Origin of the sequence: Sphingopyxis sp. (assembly GCF_025869345.1) — a bacterium.
In the GTDB taxonomy this organism is placed as follows: Bacteria; Pseudomonadota; Alphaproteobacteria; order Sphingomonadales; family Sphingomonadaceae; genus Sphingopyxis.
This window is the reverse complement of the sequence record NZ_JAOZVW010000165.1, coordinates 1-21,341: the sequence shown is the minus strand read 5'-3', so window position 1 is coordinate 21,341 and position 21,341 is coordinate 1. Positions and strand designations below refer to the sequence as shown.

The 21,341-nt window shown below is 68.6% G+C and carries 21 protein-coding genes; 20 read left to right on the top strand and 1 reads right to left on the bottom strand.

What is annotated here, in order from left to right; all coding sequences use genetic code 11:
* Positions 1-357: 357 nt before the first annotated feature.
* From OJI97_RS18845 to OJI97_RS18835, 3 genes are read left to right on the top strand one after another with little or no spacing between them, the layout of a single operon-like run.
* The gene (locus tag OJI97_RS18845; protein ID WP_297666070.1) at positions 358-1,152 is read left to right on the top strand and encodes a hypothetical protein; all 795 of its coding nucleotides are present in this window, start codon (positions 358-360) and stop codon (positions 1,150-1,152) included.
* Positions 1,049-2,587 (top strand): DNA polymerase Y family protein, encoded by a 1,539-nt coding sequence (locus OJI97_RS18840; protein WP_297666068.1) that lies wholly within the window; start codon positions 1,049-1,051, stop codon positions 2,585-2,587. The genes OJI97_RS18845 and OJI97_RS18840 overlap by 104 nt, the downstream gene beginning before the upstream one ends.
* Positions 2,584-5,808 (top strand): error-prone DNA polymerase, encoded by a 3,225-nt coding sequence (locus OJI97_RS18835; protein ID WP_297666066.1) that lies wholly within the window; start codon positions 2,584-2,586, stop codon positions 5,806-5,808. Before OJI97_RS18840 ends, OJI97_RS18835 begins: the two co-directional genes overlap by 4 nt.
* Before the next feature lie 292 nt (positions 5,809-6,100).
* On the opposite strand, the gene OJI97_RS18830 is transcribed toward OJI97_RS18835, so the two are convergent.
* On the bottom strand, positions 6,101-6,928 hold the full coding sequence (locus OJI97_RS18830; RefSeq protein ID WP_297666064.1) for a flagellin: 828 nt from the start codon (positions 6,926-6,928) through the stop codon (positions 6,101-6,103).
* A gap of 245 nt (positions 6,929-7,173) precedes the next feature.
* Between OJI97_RS18830 and fliE the strand changes: the two genes are divergently transcribed.
* The 17 genes from fliE to fliS all read left to right on the top strand — a co-directional run bounded on the left by fliE (position 7,174) and on the right by fliS (position 21,243).
* Complete coding sequence (gene fliE / locus OJI97_RS18825; RefSeq protein ID WP_297666063.1) at positions 7,174-7,536, top strand: flagellar hook-basal body complex protein FliE; 363 nt, start codon at positions 7,174-7,176, stop codon at positions 7,534-7,536.
* Positions 7,537-7,539: 3 nt separating this feature from the next.
* The gene (gene fliF / locus OJI97_RS18820) at positions 7,540-9,195 is read left to right on the top strand and encodes a flagellar basal-body MS-ring/collar protein FliF (RefSeq protein ID WP_297666061.1); all 1,656 of its coding nucleotides are present in this window, start codon (positions 7,540-7,542) and stop codon (positions 9,193-9,195) included.
* Positions 9,188-10,237 (top strand): flagellar motor switch protein FliG, encoded by a 1,050-nt coding sequence (gene fliG, locus OJI97_RS18815; protein WP_297666059.1) that lies wholly within the window; start codon positions 9,188-9,190, stop codon positions 10,235-10,237. The genes fliF and fliG overlap by 8 nt, the downstream gene beginning before the upstream one ends.
* On the top strand, positions 10,230-10,832 hold the full coding sequence (locus tag OJI97_RS18810; protein ID WP_297666057.1) for a FliH/SctL family protein: 603 nt from the start codon (positions 10,230-10,232) through the stop codon (positions 10,830-10,832). The genes fliG and OJI97_RS18810 overlap by 8 nt, the downstream gene beginning before the upstream one ends.
* A complete protein-coding gene (locus OJI97_RS18805; protein ID WP_297666055.1) occupies positions 10,829-12,160 on the top strand; it encodes a FliI/YscN family ATPase in 1,332 nt (443 codons plus the stop codon). Before OJI97_RS18810 ends, OJI97_RS18805 begins: the two co-directional genes overlap by 4 nt.
* A complete protein-coding gene (locus tag OJI97_RS18800) occupies positions 12,157-12,600 on the top strand; it encodes a hypothetical protein (protein ID WP_297666053.1) in 444 nt (147 codons plus the stop codon). The genes OJI97_RS18805 and OJI97_RS18800 overlap by 4 nt, the downstream gene beginning before the upstream one ends.
* Complete coding sequence (locus tag OJI97_RS18795; protein WP_297666051.1) at positions 12,597-14,168, top strand: flagellar hook-length control protein FliK; 1,572 nt, start codon at positions 12,597-12,599, stop codon at positions 14,166-14,168. Before OJI97_RS18800 ends, OJI97_RS18795 begins: the two co-directional genes overlap by 4 nt.
* Positions 14,169-14,185: 17 nt before the next feature.
* Positions 14,186-14,806 carry a flagellar basal body-associated protein FliL gene (gene fliL / locus OJI97_RS18790; RefSeq protein ID WP_297666049.1) on the top strand — a complete coding sequence of 207 codons (621 nt, stop codon included), beginning with the start codon at positions 14,186-14,188 and terminating at the stop codon, positions 14,804-14,806.
* Positions 14,803-15,717, top strand: a complete 915-nt coding sequence (locus OJI97_RS18785) for a flagellar motor switch protein FliM (RefSeq protein ID WP_297666047.1) — start codon at positions 14,803-14,805, stop codon at positions 15,715-15,717. The genes fliL and OJI97_RS18785 overlap by 4 nt, the downstream gene beginning before the upstream one ends.
* The gene (fliN, locus tag OJI97_RS18780) at positions 15,710-16,039 is read left to right on the top strand and encodes a flagellar motor switch protein FliN (RefSeq protein ID WP_257545781.1); all 330 of its coding nucleotides are present in this window, start codon (positions 15,710-15,712) and stop codon (positions 16,037-16,039) included. The genes OJI97_RS18785 and fliN overlap by 8 nt, the downstream gene beginning before the upstream one ends.
* Positions 16,039-16,317 (top strand): flagellar biosynthetic protein FliO, encoded by a 279-nt coding sequence (locus tag OJI97_RS18775; protein ID WP_257545783.1) that lies wholly within the window; start codon positions 16,039-16,041, stop codon positions 16,315-16,317. Before fliN ends, OJI97_RS18775 begins: the two co-directional genes overlap by 1 nt.
* Positions 16,307-17,089, top strand: a complete 783-nt coding sequence (gene fliP, locus OJI97_RS18770) for a flagellar type III secretion system pore protein FliP (protein ID WP_297666044.1) — start codon at positions 16,307-16,309, stop codon at positions 17,087-17,089. Before OJI97_RS18775 ends, fliP begins: the two co-directional genes overlap by 11 nt.
* Before the next feature lie 3 nt (positions 17,090-17,092).
* Positions 17,093-17,362: a flagellar biosynthetic protein FliQ gene (locus OJI97_RS18765; protein ID WP_257545787.1), complete on the top strand. Its 270-nt coding sequence runs from the start codon at positions 17,093-17,095 to the stop codon at positions 17,360-17,362.
* Positions 17,363-17,369: 7 nt separating this feature from the next.
* A complete protein-coding gene (gene fliR / locus OJI97_RS18760; protein ID WP_297666042.1) occupies positions 17,370-18,152 on the top strand; it encodes a flagellar biosynthetic protein FliR in 783 nt (260 codons plus the stop codon).
* Positions 18,153-18,155: 3 nt separating this feature from the next.
* Positions 18,156-19,295 carry a flagellar type III secretion system protein FlhB gene (gene flhB, locus OJI97_RS18755; protein ID WP_297666040.1) on the top strand — a complete coding sequence of 380 codons (1,140 nt, stop codon included), beginning with the start codon at positions 18,156-18,158 and terminating at the stop codon, positions 19,293-19,295.
* Between the two features lie 173 nt (positions 19,296-19,468).
* Positions 19,469-20,845 carry a flagellar filament capping protein FliD gene (gene fliD / locus OJI97_RS18750; RefSeq protein WP_297666038.1) on the top strand — a complete coding sequence of 459 codons (1,377 nt, stop codon included), beginning with the start codon at positions 19,469-19,471 and terminating at the stop codon, positions 20,843-20,845.
* 8 nt (positions 20,846-20,853) lie between these two features.
* Positions 20,854-21,243 carry a flagellar export chaperone FliS gene (gene fliS, locus OJI97_RS18745; RefSeq protein ID WP_297666037.1) on the top strand — a complete coding sequence of 130 codons (390 nt, stop codon included), beginning with the start codon at positions 20,854-20,856 and terminating at the stop codon, positions 21,241-21,243.
* The last annotated feature ends 98 nt before the right edge of the window (positions 21,244-21,341 follow it).

The following is a 21,341-nucleotide window of genomic DNA, read 5'->3' as shown; positions in this document are numbered from 1 at the left end:
GATTATGGAAAAACCCTGTTCCCCCGCGAAGGCGGGGGTCCAGAGCAGCCCTGCGCCCGCCCGTTCTGGACCCCCGCCTTCGCGGGGGAACACGATAATATCCTCATAGCAGTCCGCAGGTGGCTGAATCCCCACAATCCCTAATGAAAATGGACCGGACTTCGTCCGGCCAATCCCGGATCAGCCGCAGCCTGATCATGATGCAGACCATGTGGGCATACAGGCCCCCTTTGTGTCTTTGTGTGAGATTTTCTTCTTCGCGCCTTCGCGCCTTTGCGTGAGATCAATCGACACCACGACCCGCCGCCTTGACATACGCCGGCGACAAAGCGCTATAAGGAACATATAGAGAACATTATGCGCGAGTCGTCTCCCCAACTCGCCGCGCTGCGCCGTCGCGTCGCGCGGCTGACCGCCGCTGGCGGTTCGGCGGGCCACCCCGAGGGGGATTGGCTCGCGACCGGTCATGCCCCTTTCGACGACGCGCTCGGCGGCGGGCTCGCGGCGGGGCGCGTGCATGAATTCTTCGCCGCCGACGCGCTCGACGCCACGAGCGCCGCCGCCTTCGCCGCGTTGCTCGCGCTCCGCACGCCGGGCAGGGCGCCGCTGATCTGGCTGCGCACCGTCGATGCCGCGCGGCGCGCCGGTTCGATCTATGCTCCCGGCATCGCCGAACTCGGCGGCGATCCGGACCGGCTGCTGCTCGTCGAGGCTCCCGACCCCAGGCTGCTGCTCGCTTGCGCGAACGATGCGGTCCGCTGCGCGGGGTCGGCGGCGGTGATCGTCGAAAGCTGGGGGAAATTTCCTCTGCTCGACCTCACCGCGGGCCGCCGCCTCGCTCTCGGCGCGCGCGATGCCGGAACGACGCTGCTGATGCTCCGCCTCAATGCCGCGCCCGCGCCGAGCGTCGCCGAAACGCGCTGGAGCGTCGTCGCGGCGGCATCGCGCGCCCTCGAAGCCGATGCCCCCGGCGCGCCCGCCTTCGACCTTGAACTGCTGCGCTGGCGCGCCGGCCCCGCGGGCGGGCGCTGGCGACTGGACTGGAACCATGACGAAAACGCCTTCCGGCCTGGCGAAGCGGCGCTATCTGGCGCTCTTCTTCCCCTGGCTGCCCGCCGAGCGGTTCGCCCGCACGGCGCTGCGGCCGCCTGACGCGCCGCTCGCCTTCTCCGCCAAGCAGCGGGGCGCGCTGTGCCTCGTGCGCGTCGATCCGGCGGCGCGTGCGGCGGGGCTCACGCCCGGCATGCCGCTCGCCGACGCGCGCGCGCGGGTGCCCGAGCTGATCGTCGTTCCGCACGACCCCGCCGCCGATCACGCCTGGCTCGACCGCCTCGCGTTCGGCTGCGGCCGCTACACGCCACTCGTCGCGCTCGATGCTCCCGACGGGTTGATCCTCGACATCGCGGGCGCCGAGCATCTCTTCGGCGGTGAGGACGGGCTCGCCGCCGATGCCGAGCGGCGCCTCGCGCGGCTCGGCCTGACCGTGCGGAGCGCGTTCGGCCCGACCGCCGACGCCGCGCGCGCGCTCGCGCGCCATCAGACGCGCCCCGCCCCCGACGAGGCACAGGCGATCCGCCGCCTGCCCGTCGCCGCGCTCGAACTCGATCCCGAGGCGACGACCGCGCTCGTCCGCGCCGGGCTGAAGACGATCGGCGATCTCGCGAGCCGGCCGATGGCGAATATCGCCGCGCGCTTCGGTGCGGGCGCCGCGAGCGCGCTCCGCCGCATCCTCGGTGATGCGCCGAGCCCGCTCGACCCGCGCATCGCGCCGCCGCCCGTCGCGGTCGAGCGCCGCTTCGCCGAGCCGCTCGGCAGCACCGCCCACGCGGTCCAGGTGCTGGTCGAACTCGCCGGGGAAGCGATCGACGCGCTGGCCGTTCGCGGCAAGGGCGGACGCCATTTCCGCGCAACCTTCTTTCGCAGCGACGGCCTCGCGCGCGGCATCGAGGTCGAGACGGGGCATCCGACGCGCGACGCCGGGCTCGTCATGCGCCTGTTCGCCGAACGGATGGACAGCCTCGCCGATCCGCTCGATCCCGGCTTCGGCTTCGACATGATCCGCCTCGCGGTGCCGCGGCTCGAAGCGCTCGGCGCGAGCCAGCTCAAGCTCGAAGGCGGTGCGGTGCGGGCGGCAGCGATGGACGAGCTGATCGACCGGATGACGACGCGCCTCGGCCGCGGCCGTGTCCGGCGGCTGCGCGGTGCCGACACGCATATTCCCGAACAGGCGCAGCTCGCGCTCCCCGCGATCGACGCGCCGCCGCCCGCCCCCTGGCCCGCGCCCGGCGAACCGCCGACACGCCCCTTCCACCTCTTCGACCCGCCGCAGCCGATCGAGGTGATCGCCGAGGTCCCCGACGGCCCGCCGCACCAGTTTCGCTGGCGGCGTGCGGTCCATGCGGTGCGCCGCTACGAAGGCCCCGAGCGCATCGCCGCCGAATGGTGGCGGCGCCGCGACAATGGCGGGCTGACGCGCGACTATTACCGCGTCGAGGATGTCCAGGGCCGCCGCTACTGGCTGTTCCGCCACGGCCTTTATGACGAGAGGGCCGATCCGCGCTGGTATATCCACGGGCTGTTCGCATGAGCGCGGCGCCGCCCGAGCCCGGCTTCGCCGAACTGGTCGCCGCGACCAATTACAGCTTCCTGCGCGGCGCCTCGCACCCCGCCGAGATGGTCGCGGAAGCGCTCCGCCTCGGCCTGAGCGGCATCGGCATCGCCGACCGCAACAGCGTCGCGGGGGTGGTGCGGGCGTGGGCGTTTCTGAAAGAGCTGCAGGTCAAGCAGCCCGAGACGGTGGCGGGTTTCCGGCTGGTCGTCGGGGCGCGGCTCGCCTTCGCCGACGGCACCCCCGACATCGTCGCCTATCCGGTCAGCCGTCCCGGCTGGGGGCGACTGACGCGGCTGCTGTCGACCGGCAATCTGCGCACGCAGAAAGGTGGCTGCGTCCTCAATCTGGAGGATCTGCTCGATCATTCGGACGACCTGCTGCTGATCGCGATGGACGGCGACGAGGCGCTGCTCCGCACGCTCAAGCGCGCGCGGCCGAAGGCGGTGTGGCTCGCGGCGACGATGCCGCGGTCGGGCGCCGATGCGCGGCGGCTGGCCGAACGCCAGCGCCTGTCGGCGGCGACCGGCGTTCCGCTGCTCGCGACGGGCGACGTGCTCTATGCGAGTCGGGGGCAGCGCCCGCTGCACGATATCGTCACCTGCATCCGCGAAGGCACGACGGTCCAGAAGGCGGGCCGGCTGCTTCACGCCAATGGCGAGCGCCATCTGAAACCGCCTGCCGAAATGCAGCGATTGTTCGCCGGCTATCCGGGGGCGATCGCGCAGAGCGCGAAGCTGCTGGGCCGCATCGGCTTCCGGCTCGACGACCTGCGTTACGAATATCCGCACGAGCCGGTGCCGCCGGGCTGGAAGCCGTTTCCCTACCTTCACCATCTGGTGAAGACGGCGGCGGAGAAACGCTATGGCACGCCGCTGCCTTCCAAGGTTCGCCAGTTGATCGGCAACGAACTGCGGCTGATCCGCAAGCGGCGCTACGTCTATTATTTCCTGACCGTCTATGATCTCGTCCGCTTCGCACGGTCGCAGGAACCGCCGATCCTCTGCCAGGGGCGGGGGTCGGCCGCCAATTCGATCGTCTGCTTCCTGCTCGGTGTCACCTCGGTCGATCCGATGCAGCACGAACTGCTCTTCTCGCGCTTCATGTCGGCCGAGCGCGACGAGCCCCCCGATATCGACGTCGATTTCGAACATGAACGGCGCGAGGAAGTGATCCAGCATATCTATGAGCGCTATGGCCGCGACCGCGCCGGGATCGCTGCGACCGTCATTCATTACCGCGCGCGCAGCACGATTCGCGAGGTCGGCAAGGCGCTGGGGTTCAGCGAGGACGTCACCGCGCGGCTCGCCGATACGAGCTGGGGAAGCTGGGGCGACGAAGTGCCGACCCAGCGCCTCGTCGAGGCTGGGCTCGACCCGCATAATGGCGAGATCGAGCGGCTGCACCGCTTCGTCGGCGAACTGCTGCAGGCGCCGCGCCACCTGTCGCAAAATGTCGGCGGCTTCGTGCTCACCGAGGGGCGGCTCGACGAGCTGGTGCCGATCCACAATGCCGCGATGGAGGATCGCACCTTCATCGAGTGGGACAAGGACGACATCGATGCACTGGGCCTGATGAAGGTCGACGTGCTCGCGCTCGGTATGCTGACCTGCATTCGCAAATGCTACGACCTGATGCGCGAGCATGGGCTGGGCGATCACACGCTGGAACTCGACATCGATTGCAGCGACCAAGCCGTCTACGCGATGCTGCAAAAGGGCGACAGCATCGGCGTGTTCCAGGTCGAAAGCCGGGCCCAGATCAACATGCTGCCGCGCCTCAAGCCGGAAGTGTTCTACGACCTCGTCGTGCAGGTCGCGATCGTCCGGCCCGGCCCGATCGAGGGTGACATGGTCCACCCCTATCTGAAGCGGCGGGCCGGGGAGGAGAAGGTCACATTCCCTTCCCCCGCTCCGCCACACGACCCCAACGAGCTTTATGACGTGCTCAGGAAAACCCACGGTGTCCCGTTGTTCCAGGAACAGGCGATGAAGCTGGCGATGGTTGCGGCCGATTTCACGCCTGAGGAAGCGAACGGGCTGCGCCGCGCGATGGCGACCTTTCGCAACGTCGGGACGATCGACAATTTCCGCGAGAAGATGATCGGCGGCATGATGCGGCGCGGTTACGAGAAGGCGTTCGCCGAACGCTGCTTCAAGCAGATCGAGGGTTTCGGCAGCTATGGTTTTCCCGAAAGCCATGCCCAGTCCTTCGCGCGGCTCGTCTATGTCTCGTCATGGATCAAGCATTACCATCCCGCGGTCTTCGCCTGCGGTCTCCTCAATTCGCAGCCGATGGGCTTCTATGCCCCCGCGCAGCTCGTCCGCGATGCGCAGGGGCATGGCGTCGAGGTGCGCGCGGCCGACGTCAACGCCAGCGGTTGGGACAACAGCCTCGAACGCGCAGATGACGGCAGCCTCGCGCTACGCCTCGGTTTCCGGCAGATTGACGGGTTTCGCGAGCTATGGGCGGACGCGATCGCCGGGGCGCGCGCCGATGCGCCCTTTGCCAATGTCGAGGAACTCGCGCGCCGCGCGAACCTGCCGAGCCGCGCGCTGCGGCTGCTCGCCGATGCCGACGCGTGCCGGTCGATGGGGCGTGAGCGGCGGCCGGCGCTGTGGGATGCGCGGCGGGTGCGGCAGGGGGTGTTGCCGCTGTTTGGGGCAGCCGACGCCGACGAACTGGGGCAGGAGGAGGATGCCAGCCTGCCGCCGACCCCGATGGCCGAACATGTGCTCACCGATTATCAGACGACGCGGCTGTCGCTAAAAGGCCATCCGATGGCGTTCCTGCGCCCGCGCTTCGCCAACGAAGGCGTGCTGAGCGCGCGCGAGGTCGCGGCGGCGAAGAACGGGTCGGTCATACGCACCGCGGGCGTCGTCCTGATCCGCCAGCGGCCGGGCAAGGGCAATGCGGTGTTCATCACGATCGAGGACGAAAGCGGGATCGTCAACATCCTGCTCTGGGCGCGCCTTTTCGAGCGCCAACGCCGCGCCGTCATGGCGTCGCGGCTGATGCTCGCCGAGGGCGAGGTGCAGCGCAGCAAGGAAGGGGTGATCCACCTGATGGCAACGCGCATCACCGACTGCACCGACCGGCTCGACGGATTGGGCGACGAGGCCATGCCGGGCGGACCGATGCCGCGCCACGGCCATCCGCGAGACGTCCGCATCCTGCCAAAGTCGCGCGATTTTCATTGAGGGGAAGGGCGGCAGTTGAATCCAGTTCACGCGGAGACGCGGAGACGCGGAGAGGGAGGGCTTGCCGCGAAGCGGCCTTTCTTTTCCAGTTGCCGGTTCTTGGCTCACCGTTGAATGGCAAAGAGCCTGTCGGCCTGAACGACCTCCTCCGCGTCTCCGCGTCTCCGCGTGAACCGAATGGCCCTGCCGCCCAATAAAAGACGCCCCGGCTGTGGGGAGCCGGGGCGTCGGAGCAGGCCAATAAAGGGACCAACCAAAGTCGGCCTGAACTCGATGTTTGCGTCTGTCCGCTTTAGCCGCGGAGCAGGTTCATCACGCCCTGCGCGCTCTGGTTCGCCTGAGCGAGCATCGCGGTCGACGCCTGCGACAGGATGCCGGCGGCGGCGAGCTTCGTCGATTCGGCCGAGAAATCGGCGTCTTCGATACGCGACTTGGCTTCGTCGAGGTTGGTGACACGCGATGTCAAATTATCGACAGCGGCGCTCAGACGATTCTGTTGCGCACCGAGGTTGGCGCGTTCGCCAGCAACCTTGTCGATCGCCGCGTCGAGCGTCGCCAAAGCGCCCGTGGCGCCGGTCGCGGTGGCGACCGAGAGCGCATTGACGCCAAGCGTCGTCGCATCGAGCTTGCCGATGGTGATGGTCACCTTTTCGCCGCTCTTGAGGCCGGTCTGGATGTCAAACGCGCCGGTCGCGGGAGCCGTATAATCAAGCAGCGTGTTACCGTTGAACGTCGTCTGAGTCACGATGTCGCCGATCTGCGAGATCAGTGCGGTGACTTCCTTCTGCACCAGCCCGCGGTCGGCGTCGCTGAGCGTACCCGTCGAAGCCTGCATTGCGAGGTCACGCATACGGATCAAGATGTCCGAGATGCTGCCCGCGCCGCTGTCGGCGGTCTGCGCCAGCGAAATGCCGTCGTTGGCGTTGCGGATCGCCTGCGTGAAACCGCGCGACGCAGCGTTCATGCGGGTCGCGACGGCGAGGCCGGCGGCGTCGTCCTTGGCGCTGTTGATGCGCTTGCCGCTCGACAGGCGTTCCATCGCAGTCGCCTGCATATTGTTGGCAACACGCGAGCTGTTCTGGGCGCGGAGCGCGCTCACATTGGTGTTGATGACAGTCATGTTGTTCCTTTCCGGCCGTTGGCCATTCCCGTTGCGTGAGGGCTCGGCGAGCGGTCACGGAGGCAGTAACGGCGACCCGTGCGGCGGATTAAGCGGCTGCGTCAAAAAAATGTCGAAGACGGCGTTAAGCCTGTTCGATAGCCAATCAAGTCCTTGAAAAGGAGCCTATTAAATTTCTGGCACGGGCCTTGCATTCTTCTTTGGCGTGCGGCGCGAGGCCGCGCACCAGGACGGATGAAAGCTTTATGAGCACGATTGACTCGAGCCGGCTGCTGCAGATGCGCAGTTCGATCCTCAATCAGAACCAGGCGCTGCAGCGCGCCGCGGGCCGCGGCGGCGCCAGCGGCGCGGGCGGCATCGGCGGCGGTGTGGACGGCGCGGCGGGCACGCCCGATTTCGGCGCCGCGATCAGCAACGCGCTGCAACAGGTCAACGCCCAGCAGAATCGCGCGAGCGACCTCAGCGAAGCCTATGAGCGCGGCGACACGCACGACATCGTCAGCGTGATGATCGAGCGGCAGAAGGCCTCGCTCGGCTTCGAAACCACGCTGCAGGTCCGCAACAAGCTGCTCTCCGCCTATCGCGACATCATGAACATGCCGGTGTAACCCATGGCCGAAACCCAGATCCTGACCCCCGTCGACGAAAGCCCGAACCGTCTGCCTGTCCCCGCGATGGGCGGCCGTTTCGCGCCCGTTCAGCAGTTCGTCCGCCAGCCCGCCGTCCAGCGCGCGCTGCCGATGATCGCCACCACCACCGCGATCGGCATCGCGGCGCTCGCCTGGTTCATGACCCAGTCGGCCCCGCAGGCGCAGCTCTTTGCCGGGCTCGACGACAACGACAAGGCCGCGGTCGCCGACGCGCTCCAGTCGCAGGGGATCGGCCACACGATCGATCCGGCAACCGGCGCGCTGACCGTCGACGCCGACAAAGTCTATCAGGCGCGCATCGCGCTCGCGGGTCAGGGCCTGCCCAAGGCGGCGCCGAGCGGCGACAGCCTGATCGCCTCGCTGCCGATGGGATCGAGCCGCGCGATCGAAGGCGAGACGCTGCGTTCGGCGCGCGAGGCCGACCTGTCGCGCACGATCGAGACGATCGACGCGGTGAAGAGCGCGCGCGTCCATATCGCCGCCGCCGAGCCGAGCCTGTTCGTCCGCGAGGACAAGCCCGCGACCGCTTCGGTGATGCTGACGCTGCAGAACGGCCGCTCGCTTTCCGACGGCCAGGTGCAGGCGATCCGCTTCCTCGTCGCTTCGTCGATTCCCGGCATGAACGCCGATCAGGTGCAGGTGATCGACCAGCGCGGCGCGCTGCTCTCCGACGGCGCGTCGAACGGCGACATGAAGGCCTTTCAGCTTCAGACGCAGGTCGAGGATCGCTTCCGCCGCGCGCTCGACACTTTGCTCGGCCCGATGCTCGGCGCCGGCAATTATACCGTCGAGGTCCATGCCGACGTCGATATGTCCGAAAGCCAGGCGACGCGCGAAAGCTTCCCCAAGGACGATCGCGCGCTGACCAGCGAACAGGTCACGCGCACCGTCAGCGGCGAGGGCGTTCCCCCCGCGGTCGGCATCCCCGGCGCGCTGTCGAACCAGCCGCCGCAGGCCTCGACCGTCACCAACGCCGCGCCCGTCCCGGCGGCGCCCGGCGCGCCCGCGGCGCAGACCAACAGCAACGAAAACGCCACCCGTGCCTATGAGGTCGGGCGCGAGATTTCGGTGACGCACCAGCCGCAGGGCCAGCTTCGCCGCGTTTCGGTCGCGGTCGCGCTCAACCAGGGCAAGAAGGCGCTGACCCAGACCGACATCGCGAAGATCGACAGCCTGGTGAAGGGCGCGATCGGCTTCGACGCGGCGCGCGGCGACATGGTCGCGATCAACCAGCGTCCCTTCGTCCAGGTCGAGGATGCCGCCCCGGCCTTTTACGACCAGCCGTGGTTCCTGCCGCTGGTCAAGCAGGCCGGCGCCATTCTGGCCGCGCTGCTCGCCTTCTTCTTCATCGGCCGCCCGCTGATCCGCGCCGCGAAGCAGCGCGCGACCCAGCGCGCCGAGCGCGACGCGCAGATCGAGGAAACGCTGCTCAAGGTGACCGAAAATCCCGCCGCGCTCGCCAGCCCGCACGCCAGCAGCGAAATCACGCTCGAGATGATCGAGGCCGCGCCCAGCTATGAGGCGCGCGCCAATCTGGTCCGCGAATTCGTCCGCCAGGATTCGGCCCGCGCCGCGCTGGTCGTCCGCCAGCTGATGCAGGAGGGCGCCCGTGCCTGATGTGATCGATACCGATAACGACGCCGAAATCGAAACCCCGCGCGGCAAGCCCGCGATCGGCGGCGCGTCGGCCGCGGCGATCCTGCTGATGCTGCTCGACGAGAGCGAAGCCGCGACGATCCTGAAGCACCTCGGCCCCGAAGAGGTCAAGCAGCTCGCCAAGTCGATGTTCGACACCGCCAATGCGAGCGAGAATCAGATCGGGCAGGCGCTCGACCAGTTCGTTTCCGAAAGCCGCAACGTCAGCGCGCTCGCGGTCGGCGCCGACGCGCGCATCCGCACCGTGATCCACGATGCGGTCGGCAACGTCCGCGCCGACAATATCCTCGCCGCGGTCGCGCCGCAGTCGAGCGCCGCGTCGCTCGAGATGCTGCGCTGGATGGACATCGATGCGATCAGCGCGCTGCTCGCGAACGAGCATCCGCAGGTCGGCGCGCTGATCCTGTCGGTGCTCGTCCCCGACGTCGCCGCGCGCGCGGTCGAGACGCTCGACGAGGGGTTGCAGGCCGAACTGGTGCTGCGCGCCGCGCAGCTCACGGCTGTCCCGGCCGCCGCCATCGAGGATCTCGAATCGGTGCTCGCCGCCGCGAACGTCGGCGGCCAGCGCGTCGCCAAGCGGCCGATCGGCGGACCCGGCGACGTCGCCAAGATCATGAAGAAGATGCCGAAGCAGCTTTCGGAACGCACGATCCGCGCGCTCAAGAAGCAGGACAGGCTGCTCGCGCAGATCATCGAGGAAGAGATGTTCATCTTCGAGAATCTGCGCGATCTCGACGCCAAGAGTCTCGGCACCGTGCTGCGTTCGGTCGATGCCGCGCAGCTCGCCGTCGCGCTCAAGGGCACCGATGCCGACATGGCCGACCGCTGCCTTGCCACCATGTCGAAGCGCGCGTCGGAAACGATCCGCGACGAAATGGCCGAAATGACGATGGTCAAGCGCACCGACGTTGACGAGGCGCAGAAGGCGATCATGCAGATCGTCCGCCAGATGGCGTCGAGCGGCGAGATCATGATCGCGGGCGCGGGGGACGATTATGTCTGATCGCGCCGCCGAAGCGACCATCGTCTCGCTCGCCGCGCTGATGGCGGAAGGACGCGGCTTTCGCCCGCTGCATTTCGGCGCGCCGCTGGTGGCCGAGGCGGTTCCGGCCGAACCGGCGCCCGCCGCCGCGGAGCCCGCCGACGATCCGTTCGCGCAGGGCCTTGCCGAGGGCCAGCGCCTCGCCGAAGCCGCCTTCGCGGTCGAACGCGAGCAGCTTCTGGCGCTCGTTGCGGGCGCCGAGGCGCTGCAGGACGAACCGAGCGAGGAACTGGCACAGCTCATCGCCGAAACGGTCGAACGGCTGGTCCGCCAGATCGTCGGCCGGGCGCCGATCGACGCTGAATGGCTGCAGACGCAGGCCGATATCGCCGCGGCGATGGTCGCCGAGGCCGACAAGGCGCGCACCCTGTGGGTGAACCCCGCCGACGCCGCGCTGCTGATGGACGCGCCGATCGCGCTGCCGGTCGAGGCCGACCCGGCGATGATGCGCGGCACCGTCCGCATCGAAACCTCGGCCGGCTGGATCGAGCATGGCCGCGCCGTTTATCTCAATGAACTGCGCGCCGCGCTCGGCGGCGAGGATGTCGCCGCATGACGCGCCGCCTCGCCCTGACCGCGCAGCAGTTGCTCGCGCCCGTCGAACTCCGCGACGCCAGCCCGCGCCGCATCGGCACGCTCGTCGCGCACGAGGGGATCATGCTGGAAGTCTCGGGCTTTCCGCAGCCGCTCGGCAGCAACGTCCGCATCAAGTCGGCGAACAATGATTATGTCTATGGCGAGGTCGTCGGCTTTCGCGGTCACCGCAGCCTCGTCCTCCCCTTCGACACCAATATGCCGCTCGTCACCGGCGCGCCGGTCGAGCCGCATGGCGCGAGCAGCATGGTCGCCTGCGGCAAGGCGCTGCTCGGCCGGATCATCGACGCGCAGGGCCATCCGCTCGACGGGCGTCCGCCGGTGAAATCGCAGTTCCAGTGGCCGCTCGCGGGCCGCAAGGTCAATCCGCTGCGCCGCGGCCGGGTGACGAAACCGCTCAATATGGGGGTGCGCGCGATCAACGGCCTGCTCACCATCGGCGAGGGCCAGCGCGTCGCGATCATCGCGGGCTCGGGCGTCGGCAAGTCGGTGCTGATGGGCCAGATGATCGCGGGCACCGAATGCGACGTGATCGTCGTCGGGCTGATCGGCGAGCGCAGCCGCGAGGTCAGCGACTTCGTCGAAACCAAGCTGCCCCCCGCCGTCCGCAAGAAATCGGTCGTCGTCGCGGTCCCCGCCGATCATCCGCCCTTGCTCCGCCTGCGCGCCGCGATGCGCGCGACCGCGATCGCCGAAGCCTTCCGCGCCGAGGGCAAGAAGGTGCTGCTGCTGATCGACAGCCTGACCCGCGTCGCGCATGCGCAGCGCGAAATCGGGCTGACGCTGGGCGAGCCGCCGACGATGAAGGGCTATCCGCCCTCGACCTTCGCGCTCATCCCCTCGCTCGTCGAGCGCGCGGGCAACGACAGCCTGACCGGCGGCTCGATCACCGCGCTCTACACCGTCCTCGCCGACGGCGGCGACATCGACGATCCGGTCGTCGATTCGGCGCGCGCGATCGTCGACGGGCATATCATCCTGTCGCGCACGCTGGCCGAACAGGGCGTCTACCCCGCGATCGACGTCGCCCGCTCGCTGTCGCGCACCATGGCCGATTCGGTCGACCCCGATCATGCCGCCGCCGCGGCGCGTTTCCGCCAGCTCTGGTCCGCCTATGAAGAGAATCGCGACCTGATGCTGATGGGCGCTTACGTGGCGGGCGGCGATCCGGTGCTCGACACCGCGATCGCACGCCACGCCGACCAGCTCGCCTTCGTGTCGCAGGCCGCCGGCACGCAAGTCGATTTCACGACCTCCCGCCACGCCCTGATTGAAGGATTTACCGCATGAACGCCCGCACCGCACGCCGCAAACGCATCATCCGCGTGCGCTCCGTCGAACATCAGATGGCCGAGGCCCATCTCGCGCGCGCCACCGGCGAGCTTGCCAGCCTGGTCGAATTGTCGAAGCGCCTCGAGGGGCTGCGCACCGACCTGGCGATGGCGAAGGGCGCGGTCGCGGGCCGCGCGCTCAACACGATCGGCGAGCTCGGTATGCGGCTCGACATGGCGAAGGAAAATCTCGCCGCGCCGCTCGTCAATGCCGGCATCCGCCGCGACGAGGCCGGGATGCTCGCCCAGAGCGCGATGGTGAAGGAAGAATCGGCGGTCCGCCTCTATGAGCGCAGCCGCAAGTCGGCCGAGGCCGAAATGGAGCGCCGCAGCGACGCCAACCGCCCGCATCGCCGCCGCGCGATGAGCCTGCGCCTGATCGAGGGCGGCGCGGCATGATGACCGCGCTCGCCTCCCCCCAGGCGCAGACCGGCCTCGCGACGATTCTCGCCGCGCTGGGTCCGGCGACGCCCGCCGACAGCGACGCCGGCGGCTTCGAGCAATTGCTCGCCAAGCTGCCGGGCAGCGTGGCGAGCGGCGCGGGCACGCTGCCGGCTGGTCCGATCGCGCTCACGCCTCCCTCCAACACCCCCGTCCCGGCCGCCCCGAGCGCGGTTGTCGACGGGGAAGCGGACATGGTGCTTCCCATGGCAACGACCCTTCCGACCGCGACCGCGACGGCGCCGCTGGCTTCGGCCATCAGCCCGCTTCGCTCGCAGCCCGGCGCCGCGTCGGTCCAGATATCGGACGCGAGCACGGCGATCGGAGCGATCCTGCCCGAAGCGTCCGCCGAGCCCTCTCCCGCGCCCGCCGCGAAACCGGCCGAGGCGACGCCGACGCCCGACGCCGCCGTTGCCGCGAGCCTGCTGATCGCCGTGGCGACCCCGCGTGCTACCGCGAAGCCCGCGGTCGATGCGCCCGGAAAGCCCCTCGAAAAGGCCGATGCCAAGGCCGACGACGCCGGTGGTGACGCTCCCGTCGGTCCCGACGCTCCCGATGCCCGCACCGCCGAGCCGCCCGTCGTGACGGCGGTGATCGCCGATCCGGCGCAGTCGGCCCCCGTCTCTGCCGCTGCCGCTGCCGCTGCGGCGATGGTGGCGAATGCGGCTCCGGCCCCCACAGGCCGAACTGCAAAGACCGCCGAAACCGAAGATGCGGCGCCGCGATCGACGGCGGCAACGACGATCCTGCCCGCCACGGCGGCCAAGACCGCCGCTGCCAAGCCCGCTCGCGAAGACGCTGTCGCCGCTGCTCCGGCGCGCCCGGCCGACAAGCCTGTCGAGACCGCCGCCGCCAAACCGGCACGCGAAGCCGCTCTCGCCCCCGCCTCCGCCTCCGCGCGTTCGGCCAGGGTGGAAAGCGCCGCCTTGCCGACAGCGGCCGCGAAGCCGGCCACCGATCCTGCCCCGCTCAAGCCTGCCCCGCTCCGCCCCGTAGCCGATAGCGGCGCGTCGATGGCGGTTCTTTTCGGCCAGCCCGCCGCACCCGGCGTGGCGGCGCCTGCTCTGGCCCAGGCCGCCGCGCCGGTCACCGAACGCCTGCTCGACATGGGCAGCGACGACCAGTGGATCGCTCAGCTTGCGACCGACATCGCCGCGACCAAATCGGAAAGCGGCGACCTCAGCTTTCGCCTGATGCCGCGCCACCTCGGCCGGCTCGACGTCGCGATGAAGATGGACGACAGCGGCGGCGTGTCGCTGAAGCTCGACACCCAGCACGAAGCGACCGCGACGATCGTCACCGCCGCGCAGCCGCGCCTCGTCGAGGATCTGCGCCAGCAGGGCGTGCGCGTCGCCGAGGCGCAGGTCACGCATACGCCCGCCGAGACCGGGCGCCAGCAACAGCAGCAGGGCCAGAGCGGCCGAAATGCTGCTCCAAACGCCAGCCATCTGATCGAAACCGCCCCCGAGCGCCCCGGCGCCGACCGCAATGAACGCGCCGCGGATCGCCGCGGCCGCTTTGCCTGACCCCGAAAGGCCTGACCATGAGCAAGGACAAAACCCCCGACGCCGATCCCAAGAAGGGTGGCAAGATGAAGAAGATGCTGATGCTGGGTATCGGCGCGACCGCGCTGATCGGGGCCGGCGCCGGTGCGGGCATCTATCTCGGCGGCGGCCTCTCCGCGCACGAGGCGAAGCCCGAGGATCATTATCCCAAGCTCGTCGTCCGCAGCGTCGGCGAGGAAGCGGTGGCCGAGGGCGAGGGCGGCGGGGAAGGCAAGGAGCCGGCGCTGAAGGTCGGCACGGTCTCGGTTCCGAACGACCATTTCAAGGTCGATCCGCGCAAATATGAAATCACCTATTATCCGATGACCGACGCCTTCACGACGAACCTCGCCGACGGATCGGGCTTCCTTCAGGTCGGGATCAGCCTGTCGACCTTTTACGACGGCAAGGTGATCACCAACATCAAGCGCCAGCAGGTGCCGATCCGCTCGGCGGTGCTGATGGTGCTCGCCGAACAGGATCCGGCGCTGCTGTCGACCTCGCAGGGCAAGCAGCAGCTCCAGCGCCAGCTCACCGCCGCGATCAACGACGTGCTGCGCGACAAGGAAGGCTTCGGCGGCATCGACAACGTCTATTTCACCAGCCTGGTGATCCAGTGAGCCTCGAGCCGAAACCCGTCGATGCCTCGGCCAAGCAGGCCGCCGACGCGAAGGCGTCGCTGCTGCTGCGCAAGACCGAGGGCAGCTATGCCTTTCCGGTGCTCGACAGCGTCGGCAACCAGTTCGCGCGCAGCTTGCGCGACCTGATCCGCGCGCTCGGCGCGCCGACGGTGCAGGTCGAGCGCGAAGCCGCGGTGCAGATGCGCTTTACCGACTGGTGCCAGGCGGTCAGCCCCGGCCTCTTCTGGCGTTATCATGCACCGCCGCTCAAGGGACCGGTGCTGCTCGCGACCGCGCGGCCGCTGCTGCTCCAGCTCGTCGACATCTTCTATGGCGGCAAGGGCCAGCTCGCCGGCGAGCGCGAGGAGCTGACCGACGCCGAGGAACGCTTCGCCGCGCGGCTCGGCCGCGACATGGGCCAGCAACTCGCCGCGGCGTGGAAGATGGGGATCGAACCCGAACTCGACTGCGTGACCAGCGATCCCGCGAAGCTCGCCGCGGTGCGCGGCGACGACGAATTGCTCGTCCAGCGCTTCACGCTGCGCGGCGGCGTGTTCGAGGGGCGGACGATTCTCTGCGCCTATCCGCAGGCGGCGCTGCGCGGAATCGCGGTCGCCGAGCCGGTTCCCGAGATGCGCGACGGACCCGCGATCGATCCCGCCTGGACCGCGACGCTGAACCGCGCGCTCAAGACCGTGCGCGTGCCGGTGCGCTCGGTTCTCGCTCGCCCCGAAATTTCTTTGGTGAAACTCCTCTCTTTGGAGGTCGGCGATATCATTCCGTTAACCATTCCGCGCAATGTTCCGGTAACCGTCGCCGGCCGCAGTTTCGCGTCCGGCAGCATCGGGGAATCGAATGGCAACGCCGCCATCCTGATTGAGACTGTCGAAAAGGGATCCGACGATGAATGACATGAGCGAAGCCCCCGCCCGGCCCGACCGGCGCGACCGGAGCATTGCGGGCGCGCCCAATTTCGACTTGCTCGCCGGCGTCTCGCTGCGCGTCTCGGTCGAGGTCGGATCGACCTCGATGACGCTCGCCGAACTGCTGTCGCTGTCCGAGGGCAGCGTCGTCGAGCTCGACCGCGCCGCGAACGAACTGCTCGACATCTATGCCAACGGCACATTGATCGCGAAGGGCGAGATCGTCAGCGTCGAAGGCCGCTACGGCATCCAGATCGCCGAAGTCGTCGCGCCCGCGCAAGGGTTCGCGGGCTTCGAGCGGAGGGGCTGATGCTCGAATATATTCTCCGTCTGTTGATCCTGCTGCCGCTGGTCGGCGGCATGGCGTGGGGCAGCATATGGTTATGGAAGCGCGTCCAGATGGGCGTGCCCCTGACCGGCGGCGCCAAACAGGCCCGCGCGGTCGAGATGGTCGGCGTGCTGCCGCTCGGCCCCGGCACCAAGCTCGCGGTCGTCGAATTCGCGGGTCAGCAGATATTGCTCTCGGTCTCGCGCGGCCAGGTTACGCGGCTCGCCGACAACAGCCAGGGCGATTTCCATGTCGGCTGACGGTTCTCGCAAGCGCTGGCTGCGCCGCGCCGCCCTGATGGGCGGCTTTGCGCTGCTCGCCGTGGCAACGCCGGCCTTCGCGCAGGACGTCGGCGCGAGTGGCCTCACGCGCGCGGTGAGCGAGATCGGCGGCGACGGCCGGCCGCTGACGCTGTCGCTGCAGATCCTCCTGCTGATGAGCCTGCTGACGGTGCTGCCGTCGCTGCTCCTGATGATGACCAGCTTCACGCGCATCATCATCGTGCTGTCGATCCTGCGCCACGCGCTCGGGCTTCAGCAGACGCCGCCGAACCAGGTGCTCGTTGGCCTCAGCCTCTTCCTGTCGCTGTTCGTGATGCAGCCGGTGCTGAGCGAGGTGAACCGCGTCGCGATCGAGCCTTACGGCCAGGAACAGATCGACATCGGCACCGCGATCAGCCGCTCGGGCGACGCGCTGCACGGCTTCATGATGACGCAGACGCGCAAGACCGACCTGATGATGTTCGCGAAGATCGCCAAGGCGCCCGCCTATGCGAGCCCCAAGGACGTGCCCTTCTCGATCGTGCTCCCCGCCTTCGTCACCAGCGAATTGAAGACCGCCTTCCAGATCGGCTTCCTGATCTTCCTGCCCTTCCTCGTCATCGACCTGATCGTCGCGTCGGCGCTGATGTCGCTCGGCATGATGATGCTGTCGCCGACGGTGATCTCGATGCCCTTCAAGCTGCTGCTCTTCGTCCTCGTCGACGGCTGGGCGCTGACGATGGGCTCGCTCGCCTCCTCTTTCGGGACCTAGACGATGGAAGCCGATTATTTCGTCGGGGTCGCGCAGCAATCCTTGTGGGTGCTCGCGCTCGCCTCGGCGCCGATCTTGATCCCGATCCTGGTCGTCGGCGTGCTGCTCGGCATGGTGCAGGCGGCGACCTCGATCAACGAACAGACGCTGAGCTTCGTGCCCAAGCTGATCGTCACCGCCGTCTGCCTTGCGATCTTCGGCAGCAGCATCCTGGTGCTGCTCACCGATTTCACGCAGGATATCTTCGCGCAGATTCCGAATCTGGTCCGCTAGCGGCGCGATGAACCCTGCCGACGTCCCGAACATCGAGGCGATGCTCCAGCTGTGGATGCTGGGGATGATCCGGCCCGGCGCCGCCTTTCTGGCCGCGCCGGTGTTCGGCGCCGCGAACGTGCCGGTGCAGCTTCGCCTCGTCATCGCGCTCGCGGTCGGCGTGCCCGCGGTCGCGGCGTCGGGGATGGCGCTGCCCGCGGACGGCATCGTCTCGGTCCCCGGCCTGCTGTTCATCATCGGCGAGGCGGTGATCGGCCTCGCGATCGGCTTCGTGCTCCAGATGGGGCTCGCCGCCGCTCTGCTCGCGGGGGAGGCGATCAGCAATGCGATGGGCCTCGGCTTTGCATCGATGGTCGATCCGCTGAGCGGCGCGTCGAGCACTGTCGTCGGGCAGTTCCTGTCGATGCTCGCGACCGCGCTCTTCCTCGCCGCCGACGGCCATCTGATGCTGATCCGGATCATCGTCGACAGCTATCAGGCGCTGCCGCCCGGCAACGCCTTTCCCTCCTTCGCCGCGATCGGCGGGCTGTTGCACTTCGCCAGTCTGATGTTCGCGGCGGGGCTGACGATCGCGCTGCCGGTCGGCTTCGTGCTGATCCTCGTCCAGATGATCATGGGCGTGATCGGCCGCTCGGCCCCGGCGATGAACCTGTTCGCGGTCGGCCTGCCCGCGACTTTGCTCGCGGGGGTCATCCTGCTCGGCATGGCGACCCCGGCGATGGCGGAGACGATCGCCCGCTTCCTCTCCGACGCGCTCGACATGGCGCGCACGATCGCCGCGGGACGCTGAGCGATGGCAGGAACGAGCGAAAAGGACCAGAAGACCGAGCTTCCAACCCACAAGAAGCTCAAGGATTCGGCGCGCGAGGGCGACGTGCTGATGTCGAAGGAGCTTGCGACCGCGCTGATGATGCTCGCCGGCGCGGGCTGGCTGTTCGCCGCGGGCGGTTGGCTCGTCGATTCGGCGGGCGAACTCGTCAAGCGCGGCCTGACCCTCGATGCCGGCGACATCGCCCATTTCGCGCCCGGCGAGGCGGTGATGCGCAACGGCGTCGAGATATTGCTGCCGCTCGCCAGCCTGTTCGCGCTCGCGATCGGCGCCAGCATCGCGGCGCCCGCGATGCTCGGCTCGCTCGGCTGGCGCGGCAAGGCGCTCGGCTTCAAGGGCAATCGGATGAATCCCCTGTCGGGGCTCAAGCGCATCTTCGGGCCGCAGGGCGTCATCGAGCTGGTCAAGTCGCTCGCCAAGGTGCTGCTGCTCGGCACGATCGGCTATCAGCTCGTCGCGCACAGCCTGCCGGCGATCATGTCGATGGCGCAGGCCGACCTCAACGCCGCGATCGGCCTCGCCGGCCGCGCGGTCGGCCATTCGATGCTCGCGATGGCGGGCGGCCTCGTCGTCATCGCGCTGATCGACGTGCCCGCGCAATGGTATCAGCGCACCCGCCGCCTGATGATGAGCAAGCAGGAAATCAAGGAGGAAATGCGCGAAGCGGACGGCGCGCCCGAACTCAAACAGGCGCAGCGCCAGCGCGCGCACGACATCCTCAGCGGTTCCGCGCGCAAGGCGGTGTCGGATGCGACCGTCATCCTCACCAACCCGACCCATTTCTCGGTCGCGCTTCGCTATCGCCCCGGCCAGGACGCGGCGCCCGTCGTCGTCGCGCGCGGGCGCGGCGACGTCGCGCTGTCGATCCGCGAGCTCGCGCGCACCGCGAACGTGCCGATCCTCGAATATCCGCAGCTCGCCCGCGCCATCTATTTCACCGCGCGCGCCGGGCGGACAATTCCCGAGGAATTGTTCGTCGCGGTCGCGACGGTGCTCGCCTTCGTCTTCCAGCTCGAACGCGCGATGGCCGAGGGGACGAGCCAGCCCGCGATCGACGTGCCGCCGACGCATTGCTTCGACGCCGAGGGGCGCCGGCAGGCCTAAACACCGCATAGCTATCGTGTGTCCCCGCGAAGGCGGGGACCATCTCCCGCCGGCTCCATCTTGGACCATCTGAAGATGGACCCCCGCCTTCGCGGGGGAACACGGCCTTATATGGGATCCGGCTCCTTAATCCCCCGCCCGCGCCGCCGTTAAGAGGTGCGAAGGATATTCGCATGGTCACCTCTATCGCCTCTTCGCTCGGCTACGGGTCGGGAATCGACATCCCCAAGCTGGTGAACGACCTAGCAAGCGCCTCGCGCGATCCGAAGGTCGCGCGGCTCACGACGCTGACCCAGCAGAATCAGGCGCGGGTGAGCGCGGTCGCGCAAGCGCGCTCGGACCTCGAGGGCTTTGCCGATTCGCTCGAACAGATGATCGCCGACGGGTCGCTCCGCAGCACGCCGACCGTTTCCGACGACAGCGTGCTGGCGGCCACCGCGCGCGCGGGCCTCAGCGCCGACAGCTTCTCCGCCACCATCGTCGTCAATGGCCTCGCGCGTGCGCAGACCGCCTATTCGGGAATCGTCGCCGACACGAGCGCTGCGATCGGCACCGGCACGATGACGCTGAGCGTCGGGGGCGTGGACAAGACGATCACGATCGACGCGACCAACAACAGCCTCGAAGGCCTGGCGACCGCGATCAACGCCAGCGGCGCCGGGGTCACCGCCTCGATCGTCGCCGACACCGGCGGCAGCCGCATCGTGCTCAAGGGGGCGACGGGGGAGGGCAACGCCTTCACGCTGACCGCCGACGCGGGGGCCGACCCCGCGCTCGCGGCTTTCGGCTATGGCGCGGGCGGCGGCATGACGCTCGGCCAGTCGGCCGCGAACGCGACCTTCACGATCGACGGTATCGCCTACAGCCGCGCCACGAACAGCGTCGACGACGTCATTCCGGGCATGTCGCTGACGCTCAAGAAGGCCGCGCCCGGCCAGCCGGTCGATATCGGCGCCAGCCGCCCGCTCGACATGATCCGCCAGACGGTCGGCGACTTCGTCTCGGTCTATAACCAGCTCAAGAAAAGCCTGTCGTCGGCCGCCAGCCTGTCGGGCACGACCAGCTCGCTCCGCGCGCTCGAACGCGAGCTCAGCGACATGGTCAACAAGGTGCTGACCAGCGGCAGCGGCATTTCCAGACTGTCCGACATCGGCATCACCTCGACCAAGGAAGGCACGCTCACGGTCGATTCGGCCAAGCTCGAAAAGGCGCTGACCGCCGACGCGGGCGCGGTCGAGGCGCTGTTCAGCCCGCGCCGCGACGCGACGCACACCGCGACCACCGATCCCGGCATCGCCGGCATTCTCGATGCGATCCGCGACAAGGCGGTCGCAAGCGACGGCGCGATCGGCCGCGTATCGAAATCGCTCGCCGACAAGAGCAGCTCGCTCGCCGAGCAGCTCGAAAAGGTCGAGGAGCGCGAAGCCGCCTACAAGGCGCGGCTCGAAAAGCAGTATAGCGCCCTCGACGTCAAACTGAACGCCTTCAAGGCAACCCAGGCCTATCTTGAGCAACAGATCAAGATGTGGACGAACCAGAATAACGACTGATGACGTCCATGGCCGCTACCCCCTCGACCGTCCGCGCGACGGGACTCTATCGCCGCCTGCAGCACGAAAGCCGCGCGCTCGCCGCCGACCCGGTCGAACTCGTCACCATGCTCTATGACGAGCTGGAGACCGCGGTCGGGGTGCTCGCCTCGATGGTGCGGCAGGGGCAGCGCATCTCGGCGACCGAGCCCGCGCGGCGCGCGCGCACCATCCTGATCGGCCTCGACGCGAACCTCGATCGCGACGCCGGCGGCGACGTCGCCATCGCGCTGTCGCGCGTCTATCGCAGCATGCGCCGCAAGCTCGACGATGCGGTCTCGGCCAACAGCGCCGAATCGCTCGACGAACTGCTGAACGGCATCGTGACGATCAGCTCGGCCTGGCGCCAGCTGCGGTAGACCTCTCCGACTCGTCATTGCGAGCGCAGCGAAGCAATCCAGGGCGGTTTACGCACACTCTGGATTGCTTCGCTGCGCTCGCAATGACGCGGTGTACT

Bases quoted from the DNA above. Each gene is read 5' to 3' on its own strand.
- OJI97_RS18845 (WP_297666070.1), top strand. From the start codon at position 358: ATGCGCGAGTCGTCTCCCCAACTCGCCGCGCTGCGCCGTCGCGTCGCG.
- OJI97_RS18840 (WP_297666068.1), top strand. From the start codon at position 1,049: ATGACGAAAACGCCTTCCGGCCTGGCGAAGCGGCGCTATCTGGCGCTC.
- OJI97_RS18835 (WP_297666066.1), top strand. From the start codon at position 2,584: ATGAGCGCGGCGCCGCCCGAGCCCGGCTTCGCCGAACTGGTCGCCGCG.
- OJI97_RS18830 (WP_297666064.1), bottom strand. From the start codon at position 6,928: ATGACTGTCATCAACACCAATGTGAGCGCGCTCCGCGCCCAGAACAGC.
- fliE (WP_297666063.1), top strand. From the start codon at position 7,174: ATGAGCACGATTGACTCGAGCCGGCTGCTGCAGATGCGCAGTTCGATC.
- fliF (WP_297666061.1), top strand. From the start codon at position 7,540: ATGGCCGAAACCCAGATCCTGACCCCCGTCGACGAAAGCCCGAACCGT.
- OJI97_RS18810 (WP_297666057.1), top strand. From the start codon at position 10,230: ATGTCTGATCGCGCCGCCGAAGCGACCATCGTCTCGCTCGCCGCGCTG.
- OJI97_RS18805 (WP_297666055.1), top strand. From the start codon at position 10,829: ATGACGCGCCGCCTCGCCCTGACCGCGCAGCAGTTGCTCGCGCCCGTC.
- OJI97_RS18800 (WP_297666053.1), top strand. From the start codon at position 12,157: ATGAACGCCCGCACCGCACGCCGCAAACGCATCATCCGCGTGCGCTCC.
- OJI97_RS18795 (WP_297666051.1), top strand. From the start codon at position 12,597: ATGATGACCGCGCTCGCCTCCCCCCAGGCGCAGACCGGCCTCGCGACG.
- fliL (WP_297666049.1), top strand. From the start codon at position 14,186: ATGAGCAAGGACAAAACCCCCGACGCCGATCCCAAGAAGGGTGGCAAG.
- fliN (WP_257545781.1), top strand. From the start codon at position 15,710: ATGAATGACATGAGCGAAGCCCCCGCCCGGCCCGACCGGCGCGACCGG.
- OJI97_RS18775 (WP_257545783.1), top strand. From the start codon at position 16,039: ATGCTCGAATATATTCTCCGTCTGTTGATCCTGCTGCCGCTGGTCGGC.
- fliP (WP_297666044.1), top strand. From the start codon at position 16,307: ATGTCGGCTGACGGTTCTCGCAAGCGCTGGCTGCGCCGCGCCGCCCTG.
- OJI97_RS18765 (WP_257545787.1), top strand. From the start codon at position 17,093: ATGGAAGCCGATTATTTCGTCGGGGTCGCGCAGCAATCCTTGTGGGTG.
- fliR (WP_297666042.1), top strand. From the start codon at position 17,370: ATGAACCCTGCCGACGTCCCGAACATCGAGGCGATGCTCCAGCTGTGG.
- flhB (WP_297666040.1), top strand. From the start codon at position 18,156: ATGGCAGGAACGAGCGAAAAGGACCAGAAGACCGAGCTTCCAACCCAC.
- fliD (WP_297666038.1), top strand. From the start codon at position 19,469: ATGGTCACCTCTATCGCCTCTTCGCTCGGCTACGGGTCGGGAATCGAC.
- fliS (WP_297666037.1), top strand. From the start codon at position 20,854: ATGGCCGCTACCCCCTCGACCGTCCGCGCGACGGGACTCTATCGCCGC.